Source organism: Nocardia sp. NPDC004068 (assembly GCF_042874315.1).
Lineage (GTDB): Bacteria > Actinomycetota > Actinomycetes > Mycobacteriales > Mycobacteriaceae > Nocardia.
In genome coordinates, this window is the sequence record NZ_JBIAMW010000009.1 from 387,873 (window position 1) to 410,213 (window position 22,341).

23 protein-coding genes are annotated in these 22,341 nt (G+C 71.0%); 4 read left to right on the forward strand and 19 right to left on the reverse strand.

Annotated features, from left to right (window positions below; all coding sequences use genetic code 11):
• Together ACFYTQ_RS24580 and ACFYTQ_RS24585 are read left to right on the forward strand one after the other, a co-directional pair.
• A complete protein-coding gene (locus ACFYTQ_RS24580) occupies positions 1 to 858 on the forward strand; it encodes an alpha/beta fold hydrolase (protein ID WP_387365305.1) in 858 nt (285 codons plus the stop codon).
• A gap of 150 nt (positions 859 to 1,008) precedes the next feature.
• Complete coding sequence (locus ACFYTQ_RS24585) at positions 1,009 to 1,425, forward strand: pyridoxamine 5'-phosphate oxidase family protein (RefSeq protein ID WP_387365308.1); 417 nt, start codon at positions 1,009 to 1,011, stop codon at positions 1,423 to 1,425.
• A gap of 127 nt (positions 1,426 to 1,552) precedes the next feature.
• Here the strand turns inward: ACFYTQ_RS24585 and ACFYTQ_RS24590 are convergent, their stop codons facing one another.
• From ACFYTQ_RS24590 to steA, 13 genes are all read right to left on the reverse strand, one after another.
• Positions 1,553 to 2,104: a flavoprotein gene (locus tag ACFYTQ_RS24590; protein ID WP_387365311.1), complete on the reverse strand. Its 552-nt coding sequence runs from the start codon at positions 2,102 to 2,104 to the stop codon at positions 1,553 to 1,555.
• A gap of 34 nt (positions 2,105 to 2,138) precedes the next feature.
• A complete protein-coding gene (gene der / locus ACFYTQ_RS24595; RefSeq protein WP_387365314.1) occupies positions 2,139 to 3,554 on the reverse strand; it encodes a ribosome biogenesis GTPase Der in 1,416 nt (471 codons plus the stop codon).
• Positions 3,551 to 4,249, reverse strand: a complete 699-nt coding sequence (cmk, locus tag ACFYTQ_RS24600; RefSeq protein WP_387365431.1) for a (d)CMP kinase — start codon at positions 4,247 to 4,249, stop codon at positions 3,551 to 3,553. Before cmk ends, der begins: the two co-directional genes overlap by 4 nt.
• Before the next feature lie 109 nt (positions 4,250 to 4,358).
• Positions 4,359 to 5,852 carry a pseudouridine synthase gene (locus ACFYTQ_RS24605; protein WP_387365317.1) on the reverse strand — a complete coding sequence of 498 codons (1,494 nt, stop codon included), beginning with the start codon at positions 5,850 to 5,852 and terminating at the stop codon, positions 4,359 to 4,361.
• A 9-nt stretch (positions 5,853 to 5,861) separates the two neighbouring features.
• Positions 5,862 to 6,539, reverse strand: coding sequence for an SMC-Scp complex subunit ScpB (gene scpB, locus ACFYTQ_RS24610; RefSeq protein WP_387365320.1), 678 nt, complete (start codon positions 6,537 to 6,539; stop codon positions 5,862 to 5,864).
• Entirely contained in the window at positions 6,539 to 7,405 is an 867-nt protein-coding gene (locus ACFYTQ_RS24615) for a segregation and condensation protein A (RefSeq protein WP_387365322.1), read from the reverse strand. Before ACFYTQ_RS24615 ends, scpB begins: the two co-directional genes overlap by 1 nt.
• Positions 7,402 to 8,370, reverse strand: a complete 969-nt coding sequence (locus tag ACFYTQ_RS24620; protein ID WP_387365324.1) for a ParA family protein — start codon at positions 8,368 to 8,370, stop codon at positions 7,402 to 7,404. Before ACFYTQ_RS24620 ends, ACFYTQ_RS24615 begins: the two co-directional genes overlap by 4 nt.
• A gap of 256 nt (positions 8,371 to 8,626) precedes the next feature.
• Positions 8,627 to 9,544, reverse strand: a complete 918-nt coding sequence (gene xerD, locus ACFYTQ_RS24625; RefSeq protein ID WP_387365434.1) for a site-specific tyrosine recombinase XerD — start codon at positions 9,542 to 9,544, stop codon at positions 8,627 to 8,629.
• Between the two features lie 51 nt (positions 9,545 to 9,595).
• Positions 9,596 to 10,780, reverse strand: a complete 1,185-nt coding sequence (locus tag ACFYTQ_RS24630; protein WP_387365327.1) for an aminotransferase class I/II-fold pyridoxal phosphate-dependent enzyme — start codon at positions 10,778 to 10,780, stop codon at positions 9,596 to 9,598.
• A gap of 136 nt (positions 10,781 to 10,916) precedes the next feature.
• Complete coding sequence (locus ACFYTQ_RS24635) at positions 10,917 to 11,564, reverse strand: NUDIX domain-containing protein (protein WP_387365330.1); 648 nt, start codon at positions 11,562 to 11,564, stop codon at positions 10,917 to 10,919.
• Positions 11,561 to 13,285, reverse strand: coding sequence for a CTP synthase (locus ACFYTQ_RS24640; RefSeq protein ID WP_387365333.1), 1,725 nt, complete (start codon positions 13,283 to 13,285; stop codon positions 11,561 to 11,563). Before ACFYTQ_RS24640 ends, ACFYTQ_RS24635 begins: the two co-directional genes overlap by 4 nt.
• Before the next feature lie 236 nt (positions 13,286 to 13,521).
• Positions 13,522 to 14,439: a copper transporter gene (locus ACFYTQ_RS24645; protein ID WP_387365336.1), complete on the reverse strand. Its 918-nt coding sequence runs from the start codon at positions 14,437 to 14,439 to the stop codon at positions 13,522 to 13,524.
• A gap of 9 nt (positions 14,440 to 14,448) precedes the next feature.
• Positions 14,449 to 15,660: a putative cytokinetic ring protein SteA gene (steA, locus tag ACFYTQ_RS24650; protein ID WP_387365339.1), complete on the reverse strand. Its 1,212-nt coding sequence runs from the start codon at positions 15,658 to 15,660 to the stop codon at positions 14,449 to 14,451.
• A gap of 101 nt (positions 15,661 to 15,761) precedes the next feature.
• Here steA and ACFYTQ_RS24655 point away from each other — a divergent pair, with 101 nt between their 5' ends.
• Positions 15,762 to 16,187, forward strand: a complete 426-nt coding sequence (locus ACFYTQ_RS24655) for an SRPBCC family protein (protein ID WP_387365342.1) — start codon at positions 15,762 to 15,764, stop codon at positions 16,185 to 16,187.
• A gap of 1 nt (position 16,188) precedes the next feature.
• Here the strand turns inward: ACFYTQ_RS24655 and recN are convergent, their stop codons facing one another.
• The 6 genes from recN to ACFYTQ_RS24685 all read right to left on the reverse strand — a co-directional run bounded on the left by recN (position 16,189) and on the right by ACFYTQ_RS24685 (position 20,670).
• Positions 16,189 to 17,970: a DNA repair protein RecN gene (recN, locus tag ACFYTQ_RS24660; RefSeq protein WP_387365345.1), complete on the reverse strand. Its 1,782-nt coding sequence runs from the start codon at positions 17,968 to 17,970 to the stop codon at positions 16,189 to 16,191.
• Positions 17,948 to 18,919, reverse strand: coding sequence for an NAD kinase (locus ACFYTQ_RS24665; RefSeq protein WP_387365347.1), 972 nt, complete (start codon positions 18,917 to 18,919; stop codon positions 17,948 to 17,950). The genes recN and ACFYTQ_RS24665 overlap by 23 nt, the downstream gene beginning before the upstream one ends.
• The gene (locus tag ACFYTQ_RS24670; protein WP_387365350.1) at positions 18,916 to 19,818 is read right to left on the reverse strand and encodes a TlyA family RNA methyltransferase; all 903 of its coding nucleotides are present in this window, start codon (positions 19,816 to 19,818) and stop codon (positions 18,916 to 18,918) included. Before ACFYTQ_RS24670 ends, ACFYTQ_RS24665 begins: the two co-directional genes overlap by 4 nt.
• A 1-nt stretch (position 19,819) precedes the next feature.
• Complete coding sequence (locus ACFYTQ_RS24675; RefSeq protein ID WP_387365353.1) at positions 19,820 to 20,089, reverse strand: hypothetical protein; 270 nt, start codon at positions 20,087 to 20,089, stop codon at positions 19,820 to 19,822.
• A gap of 66 nt (positions 20,090 to 20,155) precedes the next feature.
• Positions 20,156 to 20,488: a hypothetical protein gene (locus tag ACFYTQ_RS24680; RefSeq protein WP_387365356.1), complete on the reverse strand. Its 333-nt coding sequence runs from the start codon at positions 20,486 to 20,488 to the stop codon at positions 20,156 to 20,158.
• Positions 20,485 to 20,670 (reverse strand): hypothetical protein, encoded by a 186-nt coding sequence (locus tag ACFYTQ_RS24685; RefSeq protein WP_387365359.1) that lies wholly within the window; start codon positions 20,668 to 20,670, stop codon positions 20,485 to 20,487. The genes ACFYTQ_RS24680 and ACFYTQ_RS24685 overlap by 4 nt, the downstream gene beginning before the upstream one ends.
• Before the next feature lie 263 nt (positions 20,671 to 20,933).
• Between ACFYTQ_RS24685 and ACFYTQ_RS24690 the strand changes: the two genes are divergently transcribed.
• Complete coding sequence (locus ACFYTQ_RS24690; protein WP_387365362.1) at positions 20,934 to 22,337, forward strand: helix-turn-helix domain-containing protein; 1,404 nt, start codon at positions 20,934 to 20,936, stop codon at positions 22,335 to 22,337.
• Positions 22,338 to 22,341 lie beyond the last annotated feature (4 nt).

The window sequence follows — 22,341 nt, forward strand, 5'->3', positions numbered from 1 at the left end:
ATGTTCGAGGACTTCGCCACCGAACGGGTGCGCCTCGCCGAATCCGACATCTTCGTCCGCCACGGCGGCGACGGCCCCGCGATCCTGCTGCTGCACGGGCACCCGCGCACCTCGGCCACCTGGCATCGCGTTGCGCCGCAACTGGTTTCGCGCGGATACACCGTCGTCTGCCCCGACCTGCGCGGCTACGGGCAGTCCCGCGGCCCCGCGTTCACCGCCGACCACGCCGGATATACGAAACGGGCGATGGCCGCGGACATGGCGGCTGTCATGCACACCCTCGGACACACCCGCTTCGCGCTCGCCGGACACGACCGCGGCAGTTATGTCGCCCTGCGGCTCACGCTCGACCACCCCGATCTCGTGTCTCGGGTCGCGCTGATGGACTGCCTGCCCATCAGCGAACATCTCGCCCGCATCAGCACCGATTTCGCCACCCGCTGGTGGCACTGGTTCTTCTTCGCCCAGCCCGAGACTCCGGAACGGGTCATCAACGCCGATCCGGACGCCTGGTATCGCGGCGATCCCGACACCATGGGCGCCGAGAACTACGCCGAATTCCGCTCCGCCACAAGGAATCCCGACGTGGTCCGCGCCATGCTCGAGGACTACCGCGCCGGAATCCTCCTCGACGCCGACCACGAACGCGCCGACCATCGCGCCGGACGCCGATTGCGGTGCCCCACTTTGATTCTCTGGTCGCTGCGTGACGATCTGGAACAGCTCTACGGCGACCCGCTGCGCATCTGGCGGGGCTGGGCCGACGACGTGCGCGGGCACGGCATCGACTCCGGACATCACATGGCCGAGGAGGCGCCCGAGGCGCTCGCGGACGCGCTGCTCACGTTCCTGCGCTGACCGGCGTACCGGTCAAGACGGCTGGATCACCTTCCCGCCGCCCTACCGGCGTCGATACCCTTATCGCACCCGCATCGCCCACCGAGCTCCGGGAGGAACCATGGCATTCGTCGGGTCGTCGCCTTCCGCCCGGAACGGCGCCGCGACGCCGTGAGCCGCCGACCCGTTCGACTCCCCTTGCCGGACGCCACGGCCCTCCGGTTGCTCGCCAGCACCGGACTGGGCCGAATCGTGTTCTCCCGCTACGCCTTACCCGCCATCAGCCCCGCCGACCACATCGTCGACGGCGACCGTCTCATCGTCCGCGGCGGCGACGGCGCCCTGCCCACCCGGGACACCCAGGTCCTCACCTACGAGGCCGACCTCATCGACCCCGGCACCGGCCTCGGCTGGTACGTGACCGTCACCGGCACCGCCGACGCGGTCACCTCCCCGCACGACACCGCCCGCTACCGAAACCTGTTCCCGCCCGGCATCTCCGGACCCGACGACCGCGTCTTCCGTATCCGCCCGCAGATCATCACCGGCATCGAATACCGCGCTCCGGACGACTCGCGCACGGACTGAGGCCCCTTCCCTCTCTGCCTTTTTTCGGGGCGACGTTCTCGCTCACGACACGTCGGCTTCCAATGTTTGGATGCGCATATGAAAGTAGGGCACTGAAAATAGACGAGAGCGACGCCCCCGACTCGAATCACACTGTGCGCCAGGGATGTTCGAGCACGGCCCGCCAGACCTCCGCCCACGGGAACAAATGCCGATGCCCGCCGGCGCGCGGTTCGGGCTGCGGATACACCTCCTCCCCCAGCACCGTCACACCCCACTCCCCCAGATTCCGCGCGGCCGCCCGCAGCGGCGGAAATCCGATCTGCGCCCGATTGGACGCGGGCACCGCCACGATCGGCACCCGCATCCCCACCCCCTCCACGAGCAACCCCAACGGCAAGGTGTCCGAGATCCCGACGGCCCACTTGGCCAACGAATTACACGTCAGCGGCGCCGCCGCCATGGCATCCGGCGGCGGCAGCACATCCGGCGTCCCCGGCATCTTGTACTCGCTGCGCACCGGATGCCCGGTCCGCGCCTCGAGCGCGGCCACATCGATGAACCGCCGCCCGTACGGCGACGCCACCACGCACACGTCCCACCCGTCGCCCCGCGCGAGATCGACCAGCGTCCCCACATCCCCGGCGATCGGCGATCCGGTGACGATGGCGTACAGCACCGGCGCTCCGTGCTCGTTCATCCGCCCATGATCGCAGACCGCCGGGGCCGTCGGCCTACTTCCGTTCGCGTTTCTCCCTGACCCGCACCGAGATTCGGATGGGGGAACCCTCGAATCCGAACTCCTCGCGCAACCGGCGTTCCAGGAATCGCCGATACCCGGCCTCCAGGAAGCCCGTCGTGAACAGCACGAACGTCGGCGGCCGGGTCGCCGCCTGGGTGGCGAACAGGACCCGGGGCAGCCGACCGCCGCGCATGGGCGGCGGGGTGGCGGCCACCACTTCCTTGAGCCAGGTGTTCAACCGGCCGGTGGGGATGCGCTTGTCCCACGAGTCGAGCGCGGTTTCCATTGCGGGAACGAGCTTTTGGACCGCCCGGCCGGTGTGCGCGGAGATGTTGACGCGCTGCGCCCAGCGGACCTGGACCAGTTCGCGGTCGATCTCGCGCTCGAGTTGTTCGCGGCGGTCCTCGTCGACCAGATCCCATTTGTTGAACGCGAGGACCAGGGCGCGGCCGGTGTCGGCGACCATGCTGATGACGCGCAGGTCCTGCTCGGTGATGGGCTGGGACGCGTCGATGAGCATGACCGCGACCTCGGCGGCCTCGATGGCGGATTTGGTGCGCAGCGAGGCGTAGAACTCGGTGCCGCTGGCATTGGCGACCTTGCGGCGCAATCCGGCGGTGTCGACGAAACGCCATGGGCGCCCGCCCAATTCGACCAGCGAGTCGACCGGGTCGACGGTGGTACCCGCGACGTCGTGCACCACCGAGCGCTCATCGCCCGACAGCTTGTTGAGCAGGCTCGACTTGCCGACGTTCGGCTTGCCGACCAGCGCGACCCGGCGCGGACCGCCGCCCACGCCGCCGCCCTCGCGCGGGGTCTCGGGCAGCACCTTGAGCACGTCGTCGAGCAGATCGCCGGTGCCGCGGCCGTGCGCGGCGCTGACCAGGCGCGGCTCGCCCAGCCCCAGCGACCACAGCGTGGCCGCCTCCGCCTCGAGCTTCTCCCCGTCGACCTTGTTGGCGACCAGGATGACCGGGGTCTTGGAGCGGCGCAACGTCTTCGCGGCCGCCTCGTCGGTGGCGGTCGCGCCGACGGTGACGTCCACGACCAGCAGGATCGCGTCCGCGGTGCGCATGGCCAGCTCGGCCTGCCGCGCGACGGCCTGTTGCAGCCCCTTGGCGTCGGGTTCCCAGCCGCCGGTGTCCTGCACCAGGAACCGCCGCCCGGCCCAGCTCGCCTCGTAGGAGACGCGGTCGCGGGTGACGCCGGGAATGTCCTCGACCACGGCCTCCCGGCGGCCCAGAATGCGGTTCACCAGCGTGGATTTACCGACGTTCGGGCGGCCGACGACGGCCAGCGTCGGCATGGCGACGTGGTCGTCGGCGTCCGCGTCGTCGGCGAGATCGGCGATCTCCCAATCGGTTTCGTCGCTCCAGATACCGTCCCCGGCGAAGGTGTCCTGGGTCATCGGCCGCCTCCCGTCGAAATCGCTTCGCGCACAACGCGATACAGCTCGTCGATGACCTCGTCCATGGTCAGTTCGCTGGTGTCGACCAGCACGGCGTCCGCGGCGGGCCGCAGCGGGGACACCACGCGGGTGGAGTCCAGCGTGTCGCGGCGCTGCACATCGGCCAGCACGGCCGCGTAGTCGTCGCCGCGGCCCTCGGCGATGTTCTGCTGATTGCGCCGGTGCGCGCGGGCCTCGGCCGAGGCGGTCAGATAGATCTTGGCGTCGGCGTCGGGCAGCACGACCGTGCCGATGTCGCGGCCCTCGACCACGATCCGGCCCGCGCCCGCGGTGATCTCGCGCTGGGTCGCGACGAGCTGCTCGCGCACCTCGGGGACCGCAGACACCGCCGACACCGCCTTGGTGACGGCATTGCCGCGGATCTCGGCGGAGACGTCCTCGCCGTCGAGCTCGATCAGCTCGCGGCTGGGATCGGTGCCGATGGTCAGCGGCAGATCCTTGACCGCCACCGCGATCGCGGCCGGATCGGTCAGGTCCGCGCCGACCCGCAGCACGCGCAGCGTCGCCACCCGGTACATCGCGCCGGTGTCGAGGTAGCGGGCCGCGAGCCGGGTCGCCAGGCGACGCGAGACGCTCGACTTGCCGGTACCCGACGGGCCGTCCATGGCGACGACCAACGGCGTCGACCCGGACATCTGCGCAGCGTCCACGCCGCCTCCTCGAACGTTCCGTACCGGCATCCCCACACCGTTCACCGCGCCACCGCCTCGTCGAAGTCTCCGATAACCCTGTCCAGCCGCTCTGTCACAACGACACCGCCTCGTAAAGCTTCCCGATCTCGTCCCGGCCCAGCACCCGCATGCTGCCCGGTCGCTGATCGCCGAGCGCCACCGGGCCGATATTGGTGCGCACCAGCCCGATCACCGGATGGCCGACCGCGGCCAGCAACCGGCGCACGATGTGCTTGCGGCCCTCGTGCAGCACGAGTTTCACCAGGGAGCGGCCCTCGCCGAGGTCGAGCACCTGGAACCGGTCCACCTTCGCGGGGCCGTCGTCGAGTTCCACGCCGTCGCGCAGCCGCTTGCCGATCTCGCGCTTGACCTCGCCGTGCACGGTCGCCAGATAGGTCTTGGACACCTCGAAGGAGGGGTGCATGAGCCGGTGGGCCAGATCGCCGTCGTTGGTGATGAGCAGCAGGCCCTCGGTCTCGGCGTCGAGGCGGCCGACGTGGAACAGGCGCTGCCCGGCCATCACTCGTTCGGCCACGATATCGCCGACGCACGGGCGGCCGAGTTCGTCGGACATGGTCGACTGGTAGCCCTTGGGCTTGTTCAGCGCCAGGTAGACCTGTTCGTCGCGGACCACCACGCGCACGCCGTCCACGCGCACGACCGCGGTGTTCGGGTCGATGCGCAGGCCCTGTTCGCGCACCACGACGCCGTCGACCTCCACGCGGCCCTGCTCGATGAGTTCCTCGGCGGCGCGGCGCGAGGCGACCCCGGCCTTGGCGAGCACCTTCTGCAAGCGCTCGCCCTCGCCCCAGGGCAGCTTCTTCGGGCCGGTCTCCTCGGGTTCGACGTTCTGGTGCCGCGCCGGTTTCGCGAAGCTGAGCACGGTCTGTTCGCGCCGCTGCCGCTGCGGTTTGCGGCTCGGCGCGGGCTTCGAGGTCGGCGGCCGCCCGCCACCGCTCGACCGGCCGTCCCCACGCCCGCCGGCACGGTCCGGCGCGGAACCCCCACGCGCCGAACCGAATCCGCGCTCCTGCCCCGCCCGGCCGCCACCCGACCGCTCGAAACCCCCACGGCCACGGTCGAATCCGCCCCGATCGTCCCGATCGAACCCACCGCGCCCACGCTCGGCGCCGCCCCGGCCGTAACCCGCCCGCTCGTCGCGGTCGAACCCGCCCCGGCCGTAACTCGTCCGCTCGTCACGGTCGAATCCGCCGCGGCCGGAGTTGGCCCGGTCATCGCGATCGAATCGGCCCCGGCCGCCGCGCGCGTCGCGGTCGAATCCGCCGCGTCCTCGCTCGTCACGGCCGTAGCCCCCGCGCCCGGTGCCGCCGCGATCCGCTCGATCGAAGCCGCCGCGGTCGCCGCGCGCGTCGCGGCCGTATCCGCCGCGCTCCTCGCGCTCGAATCCGCCTCGGCCGCCGCGGGATCCGCGGTCGGAACCCCCGTGTCCCCCTCGATCCCCCCGGCCGCGGTCCCCGCCGCGCCCACTGGCCGATCCGCCCTGCGGCGAATCGATCCGACGTTTTCTACGATCCGGTGTGCCATCTCGGCGAGCGGGTGTATTCACGTGGTCCTGTCAATCCTCGGCGCCGAGGTCGATATCCGACTCGGCGGGTTTTTTCAGCCTGGTGTACCGGGGATCGGTGTCCAGGCTCTCGTTGATCTCGTCGATCAGGTCGACGCCCGGAAGCAGGGGCGCCAGCGGCGGGAGGTCCGCCAGTGACGCGAGCCCGATGCGTTCCAGGAACAGCTCGGTGGTGACGTACTGGGTGCCGTTGGTCTCCGGATCGGTTCCGGACTCGGCGATGAGGCCGCGGGCCACCAGGGTCCGGATGACGCCGTCGACGTTCACCCCGCGCACGGCACTCACCCGTGCTCGCGTAACCGGTTGACGATAGGCGATCACCGCCAGAGTCTCCAAAGCGGCCCGGGTCAGTTTGGACCGCGAACCGTCCAGCAGCATGCGCTCGACATACGGCGCGTACGCGGTCCGGGTATAGAAACGCCACCCGTCGCCCACGAATCTGAGATCTACACCACTGTCGCGCGCGGACAACTCCGCCGACATCTCCCGCAACGTCCGTTCCACCCGTTCCACGCTGTCGTCGAGCGCCGCCGCCAGCTGCCCGGCGGGCGCGGGCGCGTCGACCACGAGCAGCATGGCCTCGAGCGCCGACCGCAACCGCGCGTCGTCGAGCCGCTCGGCGACCTCGGCCGCCTCGTCCGCGCCCTCCACTCCGGTCCCCACCGTCATCAGCCGTAGTCCTCTTCGATAGTGATTGTGGGCGTTGGGTTTTCACCCGCCGCGTCGCCGAGCCAGCTGACCGCCAGTGGCCCGAGCGGGTCGGGCTGGTCGAACTCGATCGTCTTACCCCGATACAGCTCCAGCAACGCCAGGAAGCGGGCCACGATCTCGATCGGCACCGCGCAGTCGGCGCAGATCTCGCGGAAGGTGGTCCAGCCGCCCGCGCCGCGGCTCTTGAGCATCTCCAGCACGAGCGCGGCCTGCTCGGCCACCGAGATGGCGTGTGAGTGCAGGTGGTCCAGCCCCACTTTCGGCGCCGGGCGGGGCCGGAACGCCGCCGCGGCCACCTCGGCGAACCCGGCGGCGTCGACCCCCAGGGTAACCTCCGGCAGCAGGTCCAGGTAGCGCTCCTCCAGCGACACCGCGCGCGGATAGCGCCGCAGCGCGGCCTGCTCGAGTTCCCCCAGCAACTCGGCCACCTGCTTGAACGCCCGATATTGCAGCAGCCGGGCGAACAGCAGGTCGCGCGCCTCGAGCAGCGCCAGATCCTCCTCGTCGGTGACCTCGCCCGCGGGCAGCAACCGCGCGGCCTTGAGGTCGAGCAGGGTGGCGGCGACCACGAGGAATTCGGTGGTCTGATCCAGGATCTTGTCCGCGCGCAGCCCGGTGTCGTGGTCCAGGCTCGCGGTCAGCGCCTTGGTGTAGGCGATGAATTCGTCGGTGACCTGATGCAGGGCCACCTCGGTGACGTCCAGGCGGCGCTGGCTGATCAGTTGGAGCAGCAGATCGAACGGGCCCTCGAAATTGGCCAGTCGCAGATGAAAGGTGTTCGAAGCCGGTGAATCCGCGTCCGCTGAGGTGGTTCTGTCGCTCACCGGCCCGACCGGTGAATGACTTCCCGTGCCATCGCGCGATAGGCTTCGGCGCCACTGGATTTCGGCGCCCAGGTGGTGATCGGCTCACCCGCGACGCTGGCGTCGGGGAACCGGACCGTGCGGGCGATCACGGTGTCGTAGACCAGGTCTCCGAACACCTCGACCACCCGTGCCATCACCTGCCGCGAGTGCAGTAACCGCGCATCGAACATGGTGCCCACGATGCCGTACAGGGTCAGGCGCTGGTTCAGCCGGTCCCGCACCTTGTCCACGGTGTCGGTGAGCAGGGCCAGTCCGCGCAGCGAGAAGTACTCGCACTCCATCGGAATGATGACGCCGTCGGCGCAGGCCAGCGCGTTGACGGTGAGCAGGCCCAGCGACGGCTGGCAGTCGATGAGGACGTAGTCGTACTGCCCGAGCAGCGGGCGCAGGGCGCGGCCCAGGGTCTGCTCGCGCCCGACCTCGTTGACGAGCTGGATCTCCGCGGCGGACAGATCGATATTGCTGGGCAGCAGATCGAGACCCTCGACCTTGGTGTGCAGCAGCACGTCCGCCGCGGTGGCGCGATTGCCGATGAGCAGGCTGTGCACGGTCAGTTCGAGATCGTGGTGCGCGACGCCGAGCCCGGCCGACAGCGCGCCCTGCGGGTCGAGATCGACCAGCAGCACGCGCCGCCCGTATTCGGCGAGGGCGGCGCCGAGGTTGATGGTGGAGGTGGTCTTGCCCACGCCGCCCTTCTGATTGCACATGGCGATGACGACGGCGTCGCCGGTGTGCGAGACGGGCGGGGGCTCGGGGATGACACGCAGAGGCCGACCGGTCGGTCCGATCTCGGTGCCGTCGGCCACGATGTCCTTCGCCTCCCATAGTGTCTGGGCCGCCTGCTCGATGCGGGGGGCCGACCTTCCCGAAAGCGGTTCTGTCGCAGCGCTTCTCGGCTCCTCGGCCGCACCGGCTGTCGTCATATCCGCTGCTCCTTCAGTGTTCTGCGCCCAATTGCCCCGCCGAGCGCAGCGAGGCAGCTCCCAACCAGATGACACCGTACGGTGCCACCTGGACCCCCATAGACGCTACCGCTTCCGAGCGCAAGACCTCGGCTCGGACACGCAATGTGAGCGTGGCATCAGTGCGCCGCAGCGGTGAGCGGAACGCAAAACCTCGGCCAGCATACCGGCGAACATCGAGAAATAGCGAAACCGCACCGCGTCGGCGCGTCGTGTCCTAGCGGGCCCGCGGATGCGCCGTGGCCCAGACCTCGTGCAGGGTAGTGACGGTGACGAGGGTGTAGATCTGGGTCGTGGTGACCGACGCGTGGCCCAGCAGCTCCTGCACGACACGGACATCCGCGCCGCCGTCGAGCAAATGTGTGGCGAAGGAGTGTCGCAGCGTGTGCGGCGACACCGCGGCCCCGATGCCCGCGCGCTCGGCGGCGTCCTGGAGCACCTGCCACGCGCTCTGCCGGGAGAGCCTGCCGCCGCGATGATTGAGGAACAGCGCCGCGTTTCCCCGCCCGCGCGTGGCCAATTCGGGCCGCCCGCGCACGAGGTAGGCGTCCACGGCGGCGAGCGCGGGCCGTCCGATGGGAACCATGCGCTGCTTACCGCCCTTGCCGTGCAACACGACCGAGCGGGCGTCGGTGTCGATGTCGTCGACGTCGAGGCCGACGACCTCGGAGATGCGCGCCCCTGTCGAATAGAGCAGTTCCAGCAGCGCGCGGTCGCGCAGGCCGCGCGGCCCGCCGTCGGCCCCGCCCGCGGCGTCGAGCAGCCGCGAGATCTGGTCGTAGGGCAGCGCTTTGGGCAGCCGCCGCGCCGGGGTGGGCGGTTTCACCGGATGCGCGACATCGCCCGCGGTGTATCCCTCGGCGGTGGCGAACCGGTGCAGGCCGCGCACCGCGACCAGTCCCCGCGCCGCCGAACTCGCCGCCAACGGCGGATAGCCGTCGCCGCCCGCCCGCAGCGCGATCACGAAATCTGCGATATCGCTCTCGCTCACCCCCGCCAGCGCGTCGATTCCGCGCCGCGCCAGGAACTCTCGATACCGGCCGAGATCGCGCCGGTAGGCGCTGAGCGTATTGCGCGCCGCACCCCGTTCCACCGTGAGGTGATCGAGGTAGGCGGCGATCTCCCGCTCCAGCATGACGCTCGCGGAATCCCGGTGCGATCCTGCGGCATCCACGGTCACATCATGTCAGTTGGGTGCGACACGACTGCTGCCGAAACGCGGGATTTCGGACACAACGGATGTCGTGGCGTCCCGGCACAATTCGTCGATCAGCTCCGGGCGCACATGCGACACGGTGACGATATGGGCGCGGGCGCCGACCGTGGCGAGGTGGTACTTGCGGCAGACCCAGGCGGCGGGCCGGTCGAAGGTGACGGTGAGCGACCACGGCTGGCGGGCGGGCCGCAGTCCGGCGGCGGCGAGCCGACGCTCGGCGTACTCGGCCGTGGCGAGGGCGGCGCGGGCGCGGCGTTCCAGACCGGCGCGCCCCTGGGCCGCCAGGGCGTGCCAGGCCAGCGCGATCGCGGCCCCGGCGCGGCAGCCGGTGAGGGTGGCGTCGGCCGCGCCGACGTATTCCCCGGTCATCTCGGGCCGTACCAGGTCGGCGCGGCACAGCGCGACGGCGGCGGGCATCGGCAGGCCGAGGGCCTTGTGCAGGCACACGGTGAGACTGCCGATCTCGGGCCGGACGAAGCCCCACGCGTCGCGCAGCGGCGTGAACGGCAGCACGAGCCCGCTCAGCGCGGCGTCGAGATGCACGTACACCCGGCCCGCCGCCGCGGCCGCGCCGACGATCGCCGCCACGTCGTCGATCGCGCCGGTCATGGTGGTCCCGATGTTCGCCACCACGACCGCCCCGCGTCCGGCGTCGGCCGCGCAGGCGCGCCCCAGCGCCTCGGTGTCGACGCGGCCCGCCGCGTCACAGTCCACGACGACCAGTTCCCGGCGCATGAGCCGGGCGCTCTTGCGGACCGAATAATGGGTCGCCGCACCGCAATACACGCGGGCGGCGGGCAGCAGCGCACAGCCGCGGTCGAGCCCGAACAGATTGGCCTCGGTCCCGCCGCCGGTGACGTATCCGTAGCTACCGCCCGGATCGGCATTGGCCAGCCGCGCCACGAACTCGACCACCGCCAGCTCCAGATCCTTCACCCCCACCCCGGACTTGTCCGTGCTGTCGGGATCACCGACATCGGTGGCGAACACGTCGAGCAGCCCCGCGAACCGGCTGTAGGAGAAGTCGAGATTCCCCGGGAATCCCGCGATATACGGTGTCTCCCCGCGCATTTCACCGAGGAACTCGTCCAGCACCTCCGCCGTGGGCCGAGGCTCCACCCCGATCCGATACGGCGCACCCCGAGTGAAGTCCATAGCGCCCACCCAACCCCACCCGCCCGCCCGGACGTGGGAGCCGCGCGCGGACCCCGCGTACCTTCGGGCGGCCTCCCGGTCCAGGAACGCGCTCGGCTCACCGGCCACGGGGCATCGGAGCCGCGCGAATCCCTACCTACCCCTGGGCGGCCTTCCGGTCCAAAAACGCGGTCGGCTTACCCGGCCACGGAGCGTCGGCCGGGCGCAGCGGGACGGCGCGGGCGCGGGCGGTGGACAGGGCCAGCACGCCCGCGACGGCGGTCGCGTTGACGATCTCGCCGGAGAGGGCGGCCTCGACGGCGGCGTCGAGCGGCATCCGCACGAGTTCGATGTCGGCCTCCTCCAATTCGGGCTCGGGCCGGTCGGTTTCGTGCAGGCCGGTGGCGAGATAGATGCGCAGCGCCTCGTCGGTGAACCCCGGCGAGAGCGCGACGTCGACCAGGACCGACCAGTCGCGGGCGGCCAGCCCGGTCTCCTCGGCGAGTTCGCGGCGAGCGGCGTCGAGCGGATCCTCGCCCTGCTGATCGAGCAGGCCCGCGGGCAGTTCGAGCAGGCGGCGGCCGATCGGGTGGCGGTACTGGTTGATCAGCACGATATTGCCGTCGTCGTCGAGCGCGGCCACCGCGACCGCGCCGTGGTGTTCGATGACCTCGCGTTCGACGACCCGCCCGCCGGGCATCCGCACCTGGTCCAGCCGCAACGCGAGGATCGCGCCCGAGTACACGGTGCGGCTGGCGACGGTCTCGAAATCGTGTGTGCCCGGGGCGTTCTCGGGGGCGCTCACCGCGCGACCCGCTCCGCCTCGTCGAGTTCGACCTCGGGGATCTCCACCGGAAGCCGTTCGGCCGCCTTGTAGTTCAGGGCGGCGGTGATGAGCCCGGCGAACAGCGGGTGCGGGCGGGTGGGGCGGCTCTTGAGCTCCGGATGTGCCTGCGTGGCAACGAAATACGGGTGCTTGTCCGCGGGCAGCTCCACGAATTCGACCAGATGCCCGTCCGGGGAGGTGCCGCTGAACCGCAGCCCGCTCGCGGCGATCCGGTCGCGGTAGGCGTTGTTGACCTCGTATCGGTGCCGGTGCCGCTCGGAGACCTCGGTGACGCCGTACGCGGTGGCGACCACCGAACCCGGCTCCAGCACCGCCGGATACGCGCCGAGCCGCATGGTGCCGCCCAGGTCGGCCTCCCCGGCCACGACCTGTTCCTGATCGGCCATGGTGGAGATCACCGGATGCGTTGTGTCCGGCTCGAATTCGGCGGAGTTGGCGTCGGTGAGCCCGACCGAGCGCGCGGCCTCGATGACCATGCACTGTAAGCCCAGGCACAGCCCCAGCAGCGGGATGCCGCGGGTGCGGGCGTAGCGGATCGCGCCGACCTTGCCCTCGATGCCGCGGATGCCGAAGCCGCCCGGGATCAGCACGGCGTCCACATCGCGCAGGTGATGCTGTGCGCCCGCGGGGGTCTCGCACTCGTCGGACTGCACCCAGCGGATGTGCACCTTGGCGCGCGCGGCGAATCCGCCCGCGCGCAGCGCCTCGGTGACCGACAGGTAGGCGTCGGGCAGGTCGACGTACTTGCCGACCAGCGCGACGGTCACGTGCTCGCGCGGATTGTGCACCCGGTCCAGCAGATCGCCCCACACCGTCCAGTCGACGTCGCGGAAGGGCAGGCCCAGCTTGCGGACCACGTAGGCGTCGAGGCCCTCGCGGTGCAGCACCCGGGGGATGTCGTAGATCGAGGGCGCGTCGGGGGTGGAGATGCAGGCGTCCACGTCGACGTCACACATGAGCGCGATCTTGTTCTTCAGCGGCTGCGGCACCTCGCGGTCACAGCGCAGGATGAGCGCGTCGGGCTGGATGCCGATATTGCGCAGCGCGGCCACCGAATGCTGGGTGGGCTTGGTCTTGAGCTCACCGGAGGGCGCGAGATAGGGCACGAGCGTGACGTGCAGGAAGAAGACGTTCTCCCGGCCGACCTCGTGCCGGATCTGGCGGGCCGCCTCGAGGAACGGCTGGGATTCGATATCGCCCACGGTGCCGCCGATCTCGGTGATCACCACGTCCGGCGTCTGCCCGTCCGCGTCCGGGTTGGCCATCGCGAGCACTCTGCTCTTGATCTCGTCGGTGATGTGCGGGATCACCTGGACGGTGTCGCCGAGGTACTCCCCGCGCCGCTCCTTGGCGATCACCGACGAATACACCTGTCCGGTGGTCACATTCGCGTCCCGCGTCAGGTCGCGATCGAGGAAGCGCTCGTAGTGGCCGACGTCGAGATCGGTCTCGGCGCCGTCGTCGGTCACGAACACCTCACCGTGCTGGAACGGATTCATGGTGCCGGGATCGACATTGAGGTACGGATCGAGCTTCTGCATCGTCACGCGCAGTCCGCGCGCGGTGAGCAGTTGGCCGAGGCTGGAGGCGGTAAGTCCCTTGCCGAGGGACGAGGCGACGCCGCCGGAGACGAAGATGTGTTTGGTGGCCGTGCGCGCCGGAATCCGTGATTGACCCACGGGACTCCACGCTAACACGAGAAACGCCACCCGAACGAACGCCACGCGGACCGCCCGACGCTGGCCGGAGACGATTTCGTCACACGCGCCCCACCGGGCCATTGCCACCTCACCCGTCGCCGGTTACCGCACAGCAGCCATCAGGCACACCGACGGAAACTCGCGCGGTGCGGGTGCCCCGGGGCCTCGGCGAACCGGCCCTGGCACCCAGGGAGTCCGGGCGCGATCGAATGTGGCTAGCGCGGCAACGCGATCACGCTGAGCGAACTGGCGTCGGGCCCGGTGCCGTACCGCCCGGATCCCCCGTTCAATTGCTCACTCAACCCGAGAGCCGTTGTCACCCGGCCGATTTCGCGATCCACATTGTCGACCGTGGTCACCGCGTGCGCCGCGGGCCCGTCCGCGCGGACCGCCGCGATGGCCCCCGCCCCGGTGGCCGACCCCGCGCGCCCGGCCAGTACCACTCCCGCACCGCGCCCGCGCAACGCGTCGGCGAACCGGGCCACGATCGACCCCTGATCCCCGTCGCCCGCCCCGTCGCCGGTCACCACGACCGCGAGCTGCGCGGGCTGCACGTCCCCCGCGGTCACGAAACCCCCCGCGCGCAACGTGTCGAGGATGAGCGCGCGTTCCTCCGGCGTGGACCGCTGTTGCCCGCTGCCCGGATCGACGAGGAAGGCCAGGCCCAGCAGGTCACCGGCGAGCCCACCCTGATCGATGGTGTCACCGCGCAGCTGCCCGCCCGCGGGGATCAGATTGGTGGCCGCGGTCCGCAGCCGATCGCCCTGCCCCGAGTCCACGAAAGCGCCGGTGAGCCCGACCGTTCCGCCGATGGACGCGCCCGCGGTGGTCAGCGCCTTCGCGACCGCGTCGACATCGCCGCGGTCGGCATCGGGGGTGGTGAACAGCAGCACACCACGACCGGACAGCGTGCCGCCCAGAACGCGTCCGCTCGATCCGGCGATGAACGCGTCCGCGGCGTTCGCCTCGGCGGTCAGCCGGTCGACGCGCGCGGCGAGCGCCTCGGCCCGGTTCCGCTCGCCCCACCCCGACCAGGGCGCGGGCCCGTCGAGCCAGTGCGAGCCCAGGACCAGCCCGGCCGCGAGCGCGAGGATCACCGCCGCGATCGAGAAGACGTTGCGCCGCAAGAACATTCGAACCCCCTAGCGCAAGCCGTGCAACAGGTCGTGCACCGAGATCCGCGCGTGCTGCCAGGTGACGGTCGCCCAGTCCAGCACCCCGGCGCCCAGATGTGAGGCGAGCACGGCCACGATCAGCGCGGCCAGGGCGGCCAGCACGATCAGCGCGGCCGCCCAGCCGGAGGTGCGATGCTGATACAGCGTCGCCACGGCCTTGGCGTCCATGAGTTTCGCGCCGGTCTTGAGCCGGGTCAGGAACGTCGCCGGGGTCGACTCGCGCCGCCCGCGATCGAAGAAGTCGTCCAGTGACGCCGCCGCGCCGCAGGTCACGATGAGCGCGGCCCCGTGATGATCGGCCAGCAGCAACGCCAGATCGGCGGCCGAACCCGAGGACGGGAACGTGGTCGCGCCGATGCCGAGGTCCTGGATGCGCTCGAGGCCCCGCGCGTGCCCGTCGGTGTCGGCGGGCAGGATGACCTCCGCGCCGCATTTCAGCGTCGAGGCGGTGATCTCGTCCGGATCGCCGACGATCAGATCGGGCCGATATCCCATGCGCCGCAACGTATCCGCGCCGCGGCCCACCCCGATCAGGATCGGCACGTACTCCTTGACGAACGGTTTGAGCGATTTCAGATCGCCGTCGTGGCCCGGCCCGTCGGCCACCACCACGACGTGCCGCCCGCGCATCGCCAGCTCCAGCCGCGGCACACCCAGACCGTCGATGAGCAGGGCGCTCTCGGTGCGGAAGAATTCGATGGTGTTGCCCGCGAACGCCTCGAGGTGATCGGCCAGCCCGGTGCGGGCCTCGATCATGCGCTCGGCGATGGTGGCCTCGGTCAGCTCGATCGCCTCGACCAGCGCCTCCGGGTCCTTCCTGGTGAGCCGGTCGGCGTAGATCACCCCGTTGTCGACGCGAATCCGGCTGCCGTCCTTGATCTTTCCGAACACATCGGCCGTGACCGCGTCCAGCAACTGGATTCCATTGGCCACCAGCACTTCCGGACCCAGATTGGGGTAGCGGCCCGACATCGACGGCGAGGCGTTGACCACCGCCGCCACCCCCGCCTCGACGAGCCGGTCGGCGGTCAGCCGGTCCAGGTCCATCTCGTCGAGCACCACGATGTCCCCGGGGCCGACGCGTTGCAGCAACCTTCTGGTGTTGCGGTCCGCGCGGGCGATCCCCACCAAACCGGGCAGCGTCGCGGTATTTCTCGACAACAGCGCCAGCACCTTCATGACTTCAGATAATGATCCGCAACCCTCGACCCGTGGTGGAGGCGCGCCGACCGCGCGACACACCGGATAAGCTCCGGCACACAGATTCGAAGGAGATTCGCATGGCCAGTACGACCGTCGACGCCGTCATTCCCGCACCTCGCGAGCGGGTCTACCGGATGTTCACCGAGCGCGACAGCCTCAACCCGCATCTGCCGATCACCATCAGCCTGAAACAGCCCGGCTCCCCCGAGCCCAGCGGCGTGGGCGCGCGCTACGTGGTCGGCGCGGCGGGCATCGGGATCACCGAGGAGACCATCGAACTGGTCCCCAACGAGCTCATGCGCTACAAAATCATCGCCGGTGTCCCGGTCAAGAGCCACATCGGCACGGTCACCTTCGCCGACACCCCCGACGGCGGCACCAAGGTCTCCTACACCATGGAGTCCTACCCCAAGATCCCGCTGCCCGCCCGCGTCACCGAACTGGTGCTCAAGGGGCTGATCTCCCCGTTCCTGAGCGCGGCGCGCAAGGCCGCGACGCAGTAGGTCAGCTCGCGGCCGCGCGCGCGGCGTCCTTCTCCGCGCGGGCGGTGTCGAGCAGTTCCTCCGCGTGCGCGCGGCCGGTCTCGGTGTCGTCGAGACCGGCCAGCATGCGGGCCAGTTCCTTGACGCGTTCGTCGTTGGTGAGCGCGTGCACGCCGCTGTTGACGCCCTTGCCGTCGTCGACCTTGTCGACCACGAGGTGGGTGTCGGCGAACGCGGCGACCTGCGGCAGGTGGGTCACGACGATGACCTGATGGGTGCGGGCCAGGCGCGCGAGGCGGCGGCCGATCTCGACCGCGGCCCGGCCGCCGACCCCGGCGTCGACCTCGTCGAAGACCATGGTGGTGCCGTGCTCGGAGCTGGCGAGCACGACCTCGAGCGCCAGCATCACCCGCGACAGCTCACCGCCGGAGGCGCTCTTGCTCAGCGGCAGCGACTGCGCGCCGGAGTGCGCGGCCAGCCGGAACTCCACCTCGTCGACGCCGGTCGATCCGGCGTGAAAGTCCTTGTCGCCCATGGTGATCGGCGCGGAGTCCTGCGCGCTCGCGGGCACCGGCCGGACGTCGACCTCCAATTTGGCGCGGCCCATGGCCAATCCGGCCAGCTCCGCGCTGACGGCAGCGGCCAGTTTCTTCGCGGCCTTGGTGCGGGCGGCGGTCAGCTTCCTGGCGGTCTCGCGCACCTGCTCGGCGGCGGCGTCCACCTCCCGGGCGAGCCCGGCGAGGGCCTCCTCGGACACGTCGAGCGAATCCAGCCGTCGCCGTGCGTCGTCCGCCCACGCGAGGACGCCGTCGATGTCGGGGGCGTACTTGCGGGTCAGCGTCTTCAGCTCGGCCTGGCGGTTGAGCAGCGAGTCCAGCGCGCCCGGATCCGACGGCAGATCCGACAGGTACGCGCTCAGCTCGGTGGTCAGATCCACCACGACCGAGATCGCGTCGCCCAGTCGCGGGGCGAGGTCGCGCAGCGCGGTGTCCTCGGCCGCGTCGAGCCGGGCCCGCGCGGTGCCGAGCAGGTCCAGCGCGCCCGTGCCCTCGCCGGGCGCGTCGGCCGGACCGGCCAGCGCGTCGTGCGCGGCGGTGGCGGCCGCGCGCAGCGAGTCCAGGTCCGACAGCCGCCGCACCTCGGCGACGATGCGTCCGTCCTCGCCGGGTTCCGGTGCGAGCGCGTCGATCTCGTCGAGCGAGTACTTCAGCCGGTCGGCCTCCAGCGCCAATTCCCGGCTGCGCGCGGTGCGTTCGAGCAGTTCCTCGCGCGCCTGCAACCAGGTGCGCCGGGCCAGTTGGTATTTGCGCAGCAGGGTGGCGATGGACTCGCCCGCGAACTGGTCGAGCGCGCGCAACTGCTGATCGGGCCGTTGCAGGCGCAGTTGATCGTTCTGGCCGTGCACGGTCAGCAGCGGCGCGGTGAAATCGCCCAGCACCGCGGCGGGCACGCTGCGCCCGCCCAGATGCGCGCGCGAGCGCCCGTCGCCGGACACCGTGCGCAGCGCGATCACGCTGCCGTCGTCGTCGCGTTGCGCCCCAGCCGATTCCAGGACCTTGTCGACCTCGTCGCGGGCGCCCGCGTGCACCTCGTCGAGGGTGAACCGTCCCTCCACCACCGCGCGCGCCGCCCCGCGCCGCACCCGCCCCGCGTCGGCGCGGGCCCCGCTCAGCAGGTGCAGGCTCGTCACCACCATCGTCTTGCCCGCGCCGGTCTCACCGGTCAGGCACGTCAGCCCCGCGTGGAATTGCGCTGTGGCGGTGGATATGACGCCAAGACCGTCAATCCTGATCTCTGTCAGCACTCGTGCTCTCCATTCGGCCCGCTCCCGGCCGCCCGGGCCGCCGGCCCCGCCAGCCTGTCACGGGCAACTGGAACTTGCGCACCATCCGGTCGGCGAACGGCGCGGAGTCCAGCCGCACCCACCGCACCGGTTCGGACCCCCGGACCGCCTCGAACCGGCCGCCCTTCGGCAGGGCGAGGGTCCGGCGGCCGTCCAGGAAAACTATCGCGTCGTGGCCCGTCGCCACGGTCTCCACCGCGATCAGCGACTCGGGGCTGGTCACCAGGGGCCGCGCGAACAGGGCGTGGGCATTGCTCGGAATCACCAGCAGCGCCTCGAGTTCGGGCCACACCACCGGGCCGCCCGCCGAGAACGCGTAGGCGGTGGATCCGGTGGGCGTGGCGATCAGCACACCGTCGCAACCGAATTGCGACACCGGCCGGCCGTCGACCTCGAGCACCACCTCGAGCACGCCCATGCGCGCGGCGTTCTCGATGCTGGCCTCGTTGAGCGCCCATCCGCGTTCTACGACCACATCATCGACCCGGACACTGACATCGATCGTCATCCGCTGTTCGATGCGGTAGTCCCCGCGCACCACCTGCGCCAGCGCCTCGTCGAGGTGTTCGGCCTCCGCCTCGGTCAGAAATCCGATGCGCCCCAGGTTGATTCCCAGGACGGGCACCCGCGCGGGCCGCGCCATCTCCGCCGCGCGCAGGAACGTGCCGTCCCCGCCGAGGGCCAGGACCATCTCGCACCCGGACGCGGCCTGCGGGCCGTGGTCGACCTTCTCCACCGGATGCCCGTCGGGCACGACGGTGGCGGCACAGTCGAGCCGCGTGCTGTACGCCTCGTCCTCGAGCACCCGCAGGCAGATCCCCGCGTCGGCGAAGATCTTGGCGACCCGCTGCGCGGTCTCGGTCAACTCGGCCCGCCCGGGATGGGCAACCAGCAGGATCTCGCGCCTCATCGCGGCCCCTCCTCGACCGCGCGCCGCACCATCTCCTCGAGGTCGGCGCCGGTAACGGGGGCCGCGCGCCGCGCCGAGTCCTCGCTATCCCCGCCAGGCGCGAGGGCCGCGCGCCGCGCCGAGTCCTCGCCGTCCCCACCCGGCGCGGGGGCCGCGCGCAACCAGAGGAAGTATTCGACATTGCCCGAGGGCCCGGGCAGCGGACTGGCCACCACCCCGTGCGTGCTCAGGCCGTGTTCGGCCGCCGCGGCCGCCACATCCCGCACGGCCTCGGCACGCAGAGCCGGATCCCGCACCACACCGCCGGAGCCTACTCGGTCCTTGCCGACCTCGAATTGCGGTTTCACCATCGGCAACAGGTCGGCGTCGGGCCCGCAACACGCGGCCAGCGCGGGGAGCACCAGCCCGAGCGAGATGAACGACAGATCGGCGACCACGAATTCGACCGGGCCGCCGATGTTTTCGGCGGTCAGAGTGCGGACGTTGGTGCGGTCGTGCACCCGCACCCGCTCGTCGGTGCGCAGCCGCCACACCAGCTGCCCGTAGCCCACGTCCACGGCGACCACCTCGCGCGCGTCCCGCGACAGCAGCACATCGGTGAATCCGCCCGTCGACGCGCCCGCGTCCAGGCAGCGCTTGCCCGCGACGCGCAGCCCCCGCGGTTCGAACGCCTCGAGCGCGCCCAGCAGTTTGTGCGCCCCGCGCGAGGCCCAGCGGACCTCGTCGGCCTCCTCGCGCACGACCAGCGGCGTCCCCGCCTCCACGGCCGTCGCCGGTTTCGCCGCGACCGTCCCGTTGATCAGCACCCGTCCCGCCCCGATCAATTCGACCGCGTGCTCCCGCGAGCGCGCCAGTCCGCGGCGAACCAGTTCGGCGTCCACCCGAGCCCGCCTGGCCACCTCAGATCTTGTCCACCGTCGCCAGCGCCTGGACCAGCACCTCGTGCGCCTGTTCCAGGATGCGGGCCCGCCGCGTGATGTCCACGCCCGCCTGCTCGGGATCCGAATCCCGCGCCCCCGCAGCCAGTTCCGCGAGCAGGGTGTCCACCTCGGCGCGCACCGCGACGGGGTCGGCGAACTCGGCGGGATTGCCCCCGGCCAGATGCTGTCCGGGCAGCGGAACACCGGGCGTCGGCCCGGGCGTGTGCGGACGAGGATGCGGCGTAGTCATGGTGCCGACAACGCTACCGGAGTTCGCATTCGAACACACGTTCCTCCGGCGTGGTTTCGCGGCGGGTCACCGATTGCCAAGAGCCGGTAGGGGTTCGGTGGACCCGTCGCGCAGCCGGGCGGCCGAGCGGCGGGCGAGCAGGATGACCGCGTGATCACGCCGGATGAACAGCTGGGCCGCGCGGCGATCGGCCCGGGTCAGCAGGTCGGGATCGGCCACCCCGCCGGGCTCGCTGAGCAGTTCGTCCAGTTCCATCCCCGCCACGGCCTGATCGCGCGTGACGAGCCGGTCGGGCAGCCAGCTCAGCCGCCAGGAGTGCAGCGCGACCCGATCCACCCGCACGGCCCATTCGGGGGTGACGTCGCTGGTGATCGACCACTCCGTGCGATAGAGGCTCATCGCCGCTCCCCCTTCGCGGCGCAGTCGCCGAACGGATAGCAGGCCGGGTGAATCCCCGCGGGGGCGGGTATCTCGTATTTCCCGCCCGGATACCCGGCCACCACGGCGACCATCACGAGGACGGCGCAGAGCAGCAACACCGCGAATGCGACCACCCCGCGCGAAATCACTGCGAAAAACATACCGAGCCCACCCTTTTCATATTCGAAGATTGCATTTCTCACCTCGCACATCTCCCGTGCGCGAGAAATTCTGGATACCGAAAGAATGGCGCGCGAAACGCCCGGACGGGAGTCCGGACCATTCGATTCGCCGCCCGTGGCACCGTTGTGCACGCGCCGCGTGCAGAACCGGCGGCGACATCGACATCGCGTCGAATCCGGCGATAGACTGAATTCCCGGTTTCACCCGACGGGGTCGCTCCCCGGGAGCACGAGTGGTTCGCATGACGGACGTCCCACACAGCATCAGGTGCGCGCGCCGAGTCGCGCGCGAGGTCAAAACCGCCCACGGTTCCGACTACGAGGCGGCCCGCGCCGTGCACCGGCACTGTGGGGTCTCCCTGCTGCGCGCGCACCGGATCGCCCGGGGCTACACCCTGGTCGAGGCGGTCGAGGCGTTGAAGGAGGCGCTCGCCGCCCGCGGCACGCCCGCCACGGGACTGAGCCATCAGCGCATGTCGCAGTGGGAGCAGGGGCAGGACATCCCCTCACCCCGCTACCTCGACGGCCTGTGCCTGCTGTACCGCACCCGCCCGGACCGCCTCGGCTTCGGGCACGACTACTCCGATACCGCCTCCGATCCGCGAAACGAGTTGCAGGACAACATGGATCGTCGTCACTTCGTGAGCCTGGCCGCCGCCGGGGCGGTGTTCATGTCCGCGCCCTTCGGCCCGGGCTCGCACGCGGAGGACCTCGACCCGCCCGGCGGCCCGCGCGCCACCGCCGCCTACGTCACCCTGCTCGAGGACCTCACCGAGCAGAGCGGGTATCGGCTCTATTCCTCACCCGCCGAGTACATTCCGGCGCGCATGATCGACCTGGCCCGCACCCAGGCGTGCCTGCTGACCACCACGGCCACCGACATCCGCCGCCGCCTGCACCGGATCTACGCCAAGAACGCGGGTTTCATCGCCATCCGGCTCAACGACGTCGCGGGCGCGAGCGACACCTTCGAATGGTTCGGCATCGCGCGCCGCGCGGCCCGCCAGGCCGAGGATCCGGCCGTGCTCGCGTGGCTGGCCGGGCGGGTCGGTGACGCCTTCGCCTGCCACGGGCGGCTCGACAACAGCCTGGCCGCGGCGCGTTCCGCGCAGACGCTCGGCGGGTCCCGCGCCAATCCCGCCGCGGTGCTGGGCCATCTCATCGAGGCCGGGGCGCAGGCCCGATCCGGTTGCCGCCGAGGGACTCTGCACGCGGTCCGCGAGGCCGACCGGCTGTACGCGCGGCTCCCGGCGGAACAGAACGTGCCCGACGGCTTCCACGTCAGCGAGTATCTGCTGCGCTGGCATCAGTGCAACGCCCTGGCCCTGGTCGGCGCGCACGCCGAGGCGGCGCCGCTGCGGGCGCGGGTGCTGGAACTGCCGCTGGCCCGCCACGACCAGGTCGGCACCGCGCTGCTGCACCTCGACGCGGCGGCCGCGCAGGCGGACGGCGGCGACGTGGAGGCGGCCTGCGACACCATCACCGCCGCCTGGCTGGAGCTGCCGGAGGAGTTGCGCGTGGGGCAGATTCCGCAGCGCGCCCACGAGATCCTGCGCTCGCTCGACACCCGCCGCGCCACCCACCGCCGGGCGGCCGAGGTGCGCGAGCTCCTCGAATCCGCCACCCGGCGAGACAGTTCCGCATGACCGA

Coding starts and splice junctions, on each gene's coding strand:
- steA (WP_387365339.1), bottom strand. CDS start 15,660: ATGAAGGTGCTGGCGCTGTTGTCGAGAAATACCGCGACGCTGCCCGGT.
- der (WP_387365314.1), bottom strand. CDS start 3,554: ATGACCCAGGACACCTTCGCCGGGGACGGTATCTGGAGCGACGAAACC.
- ACFYTQ_RS24580 (WP_387365305.1), top strand. CDS start 1: ATGTTCGAGGACTTCGCCACCGAACGGGTGCGCCTCGCCGAATCCGAC.
- ACFYTQ_RS24645 (WP_387365336.1), bottom strand. CDS start 14,439: ATGTTCTTGCGGCGCAACGTCTTCTCGATCGCGGCGGTGATCCTCGCG.
- cmk (WP_387365431.1), bottom strand. CDS start 4,249: ATGTCCGGGTCGACGCCGTTGGTCGTCGCCATGGACGGCCCGTCGGGT.
- xerD (WP_387365434.1), bottom strand. CDS start 9,544: ATGCTGGAGCGGGAGATCGCCGCCTACCTCGATCACCTCACGGTGGAA.
- ACFYTQ_RS24620 (WP_387365324.1), bottom strand. CDS start 8,370: ATGACGACAGCCGGTGCGGCCGAGGAGCCGAGAAGCGCTGCGACAGAA.
- ACFYTQ_RS24685 (WP_387365359.1), bottom strand. CDS start 20,670: ATGTTTTTCGCAGTGATTTCGCGCGGGGTGGTCGCATTCGCGGTGTTG.
- ACFYTQ_RS24665 (WP_387365347.1), bottom strand. CDS start 18,919: ATGAGGCGCGAGATCCTGCTGGTTGCCCATCCCGGGCGGGCCGAGTTG.
- scpB (WP_387365320.1), bottom strand. CDS start 6,539: ATGACGGTGGGGACCGGAGTGGAGGGCGCGGACGAGGCGGCCGAGGTC.
- ACFYTQ_RS24630 (WP_387365327.1), bottom strand. CDS start 10,780: ATGGACTTCACTCGGGGTGCGCCGTATCGGATCGGGGTGGAGCCTCGG.
- ACFYTQ_RS24690 (WP_387365362.1), top strand. CDS start 20,934: ATGACGGACGTCCCACACAGCATCAGGTGCGCGCGCCGAGTCGCGCGC.
- ACFYTQ_RS24655 (WP_387365342.1), top strand. CDS start 15,762: ATGGCCAGTACGACCGTCGACGCCGTCATTCCCGCACCTCGCGAGCGG.
- ACFYTQ_RS24675 (WP_387365353.1), bottom strand. CDS start 20,089: ATGACTACGCCGCATCCTCGTCCGCACACGCCCGGGCCGACGCCCGGT.
- ACFYTQ_RS24590 (WP_387365311.1), bottom strand. CDS start 2,104: ATGAACGAGCACGGAGCGCCGGTGCTGTACGCCATCGTCACCGGATCG.
- ACFYTQ_RS24680 (WP_387365356.1), bottom strand. CDS start 20,488: ATGAGCCTCTATCGCACGGAGTGGTCGATCACCAGCGACGTCACCCCC.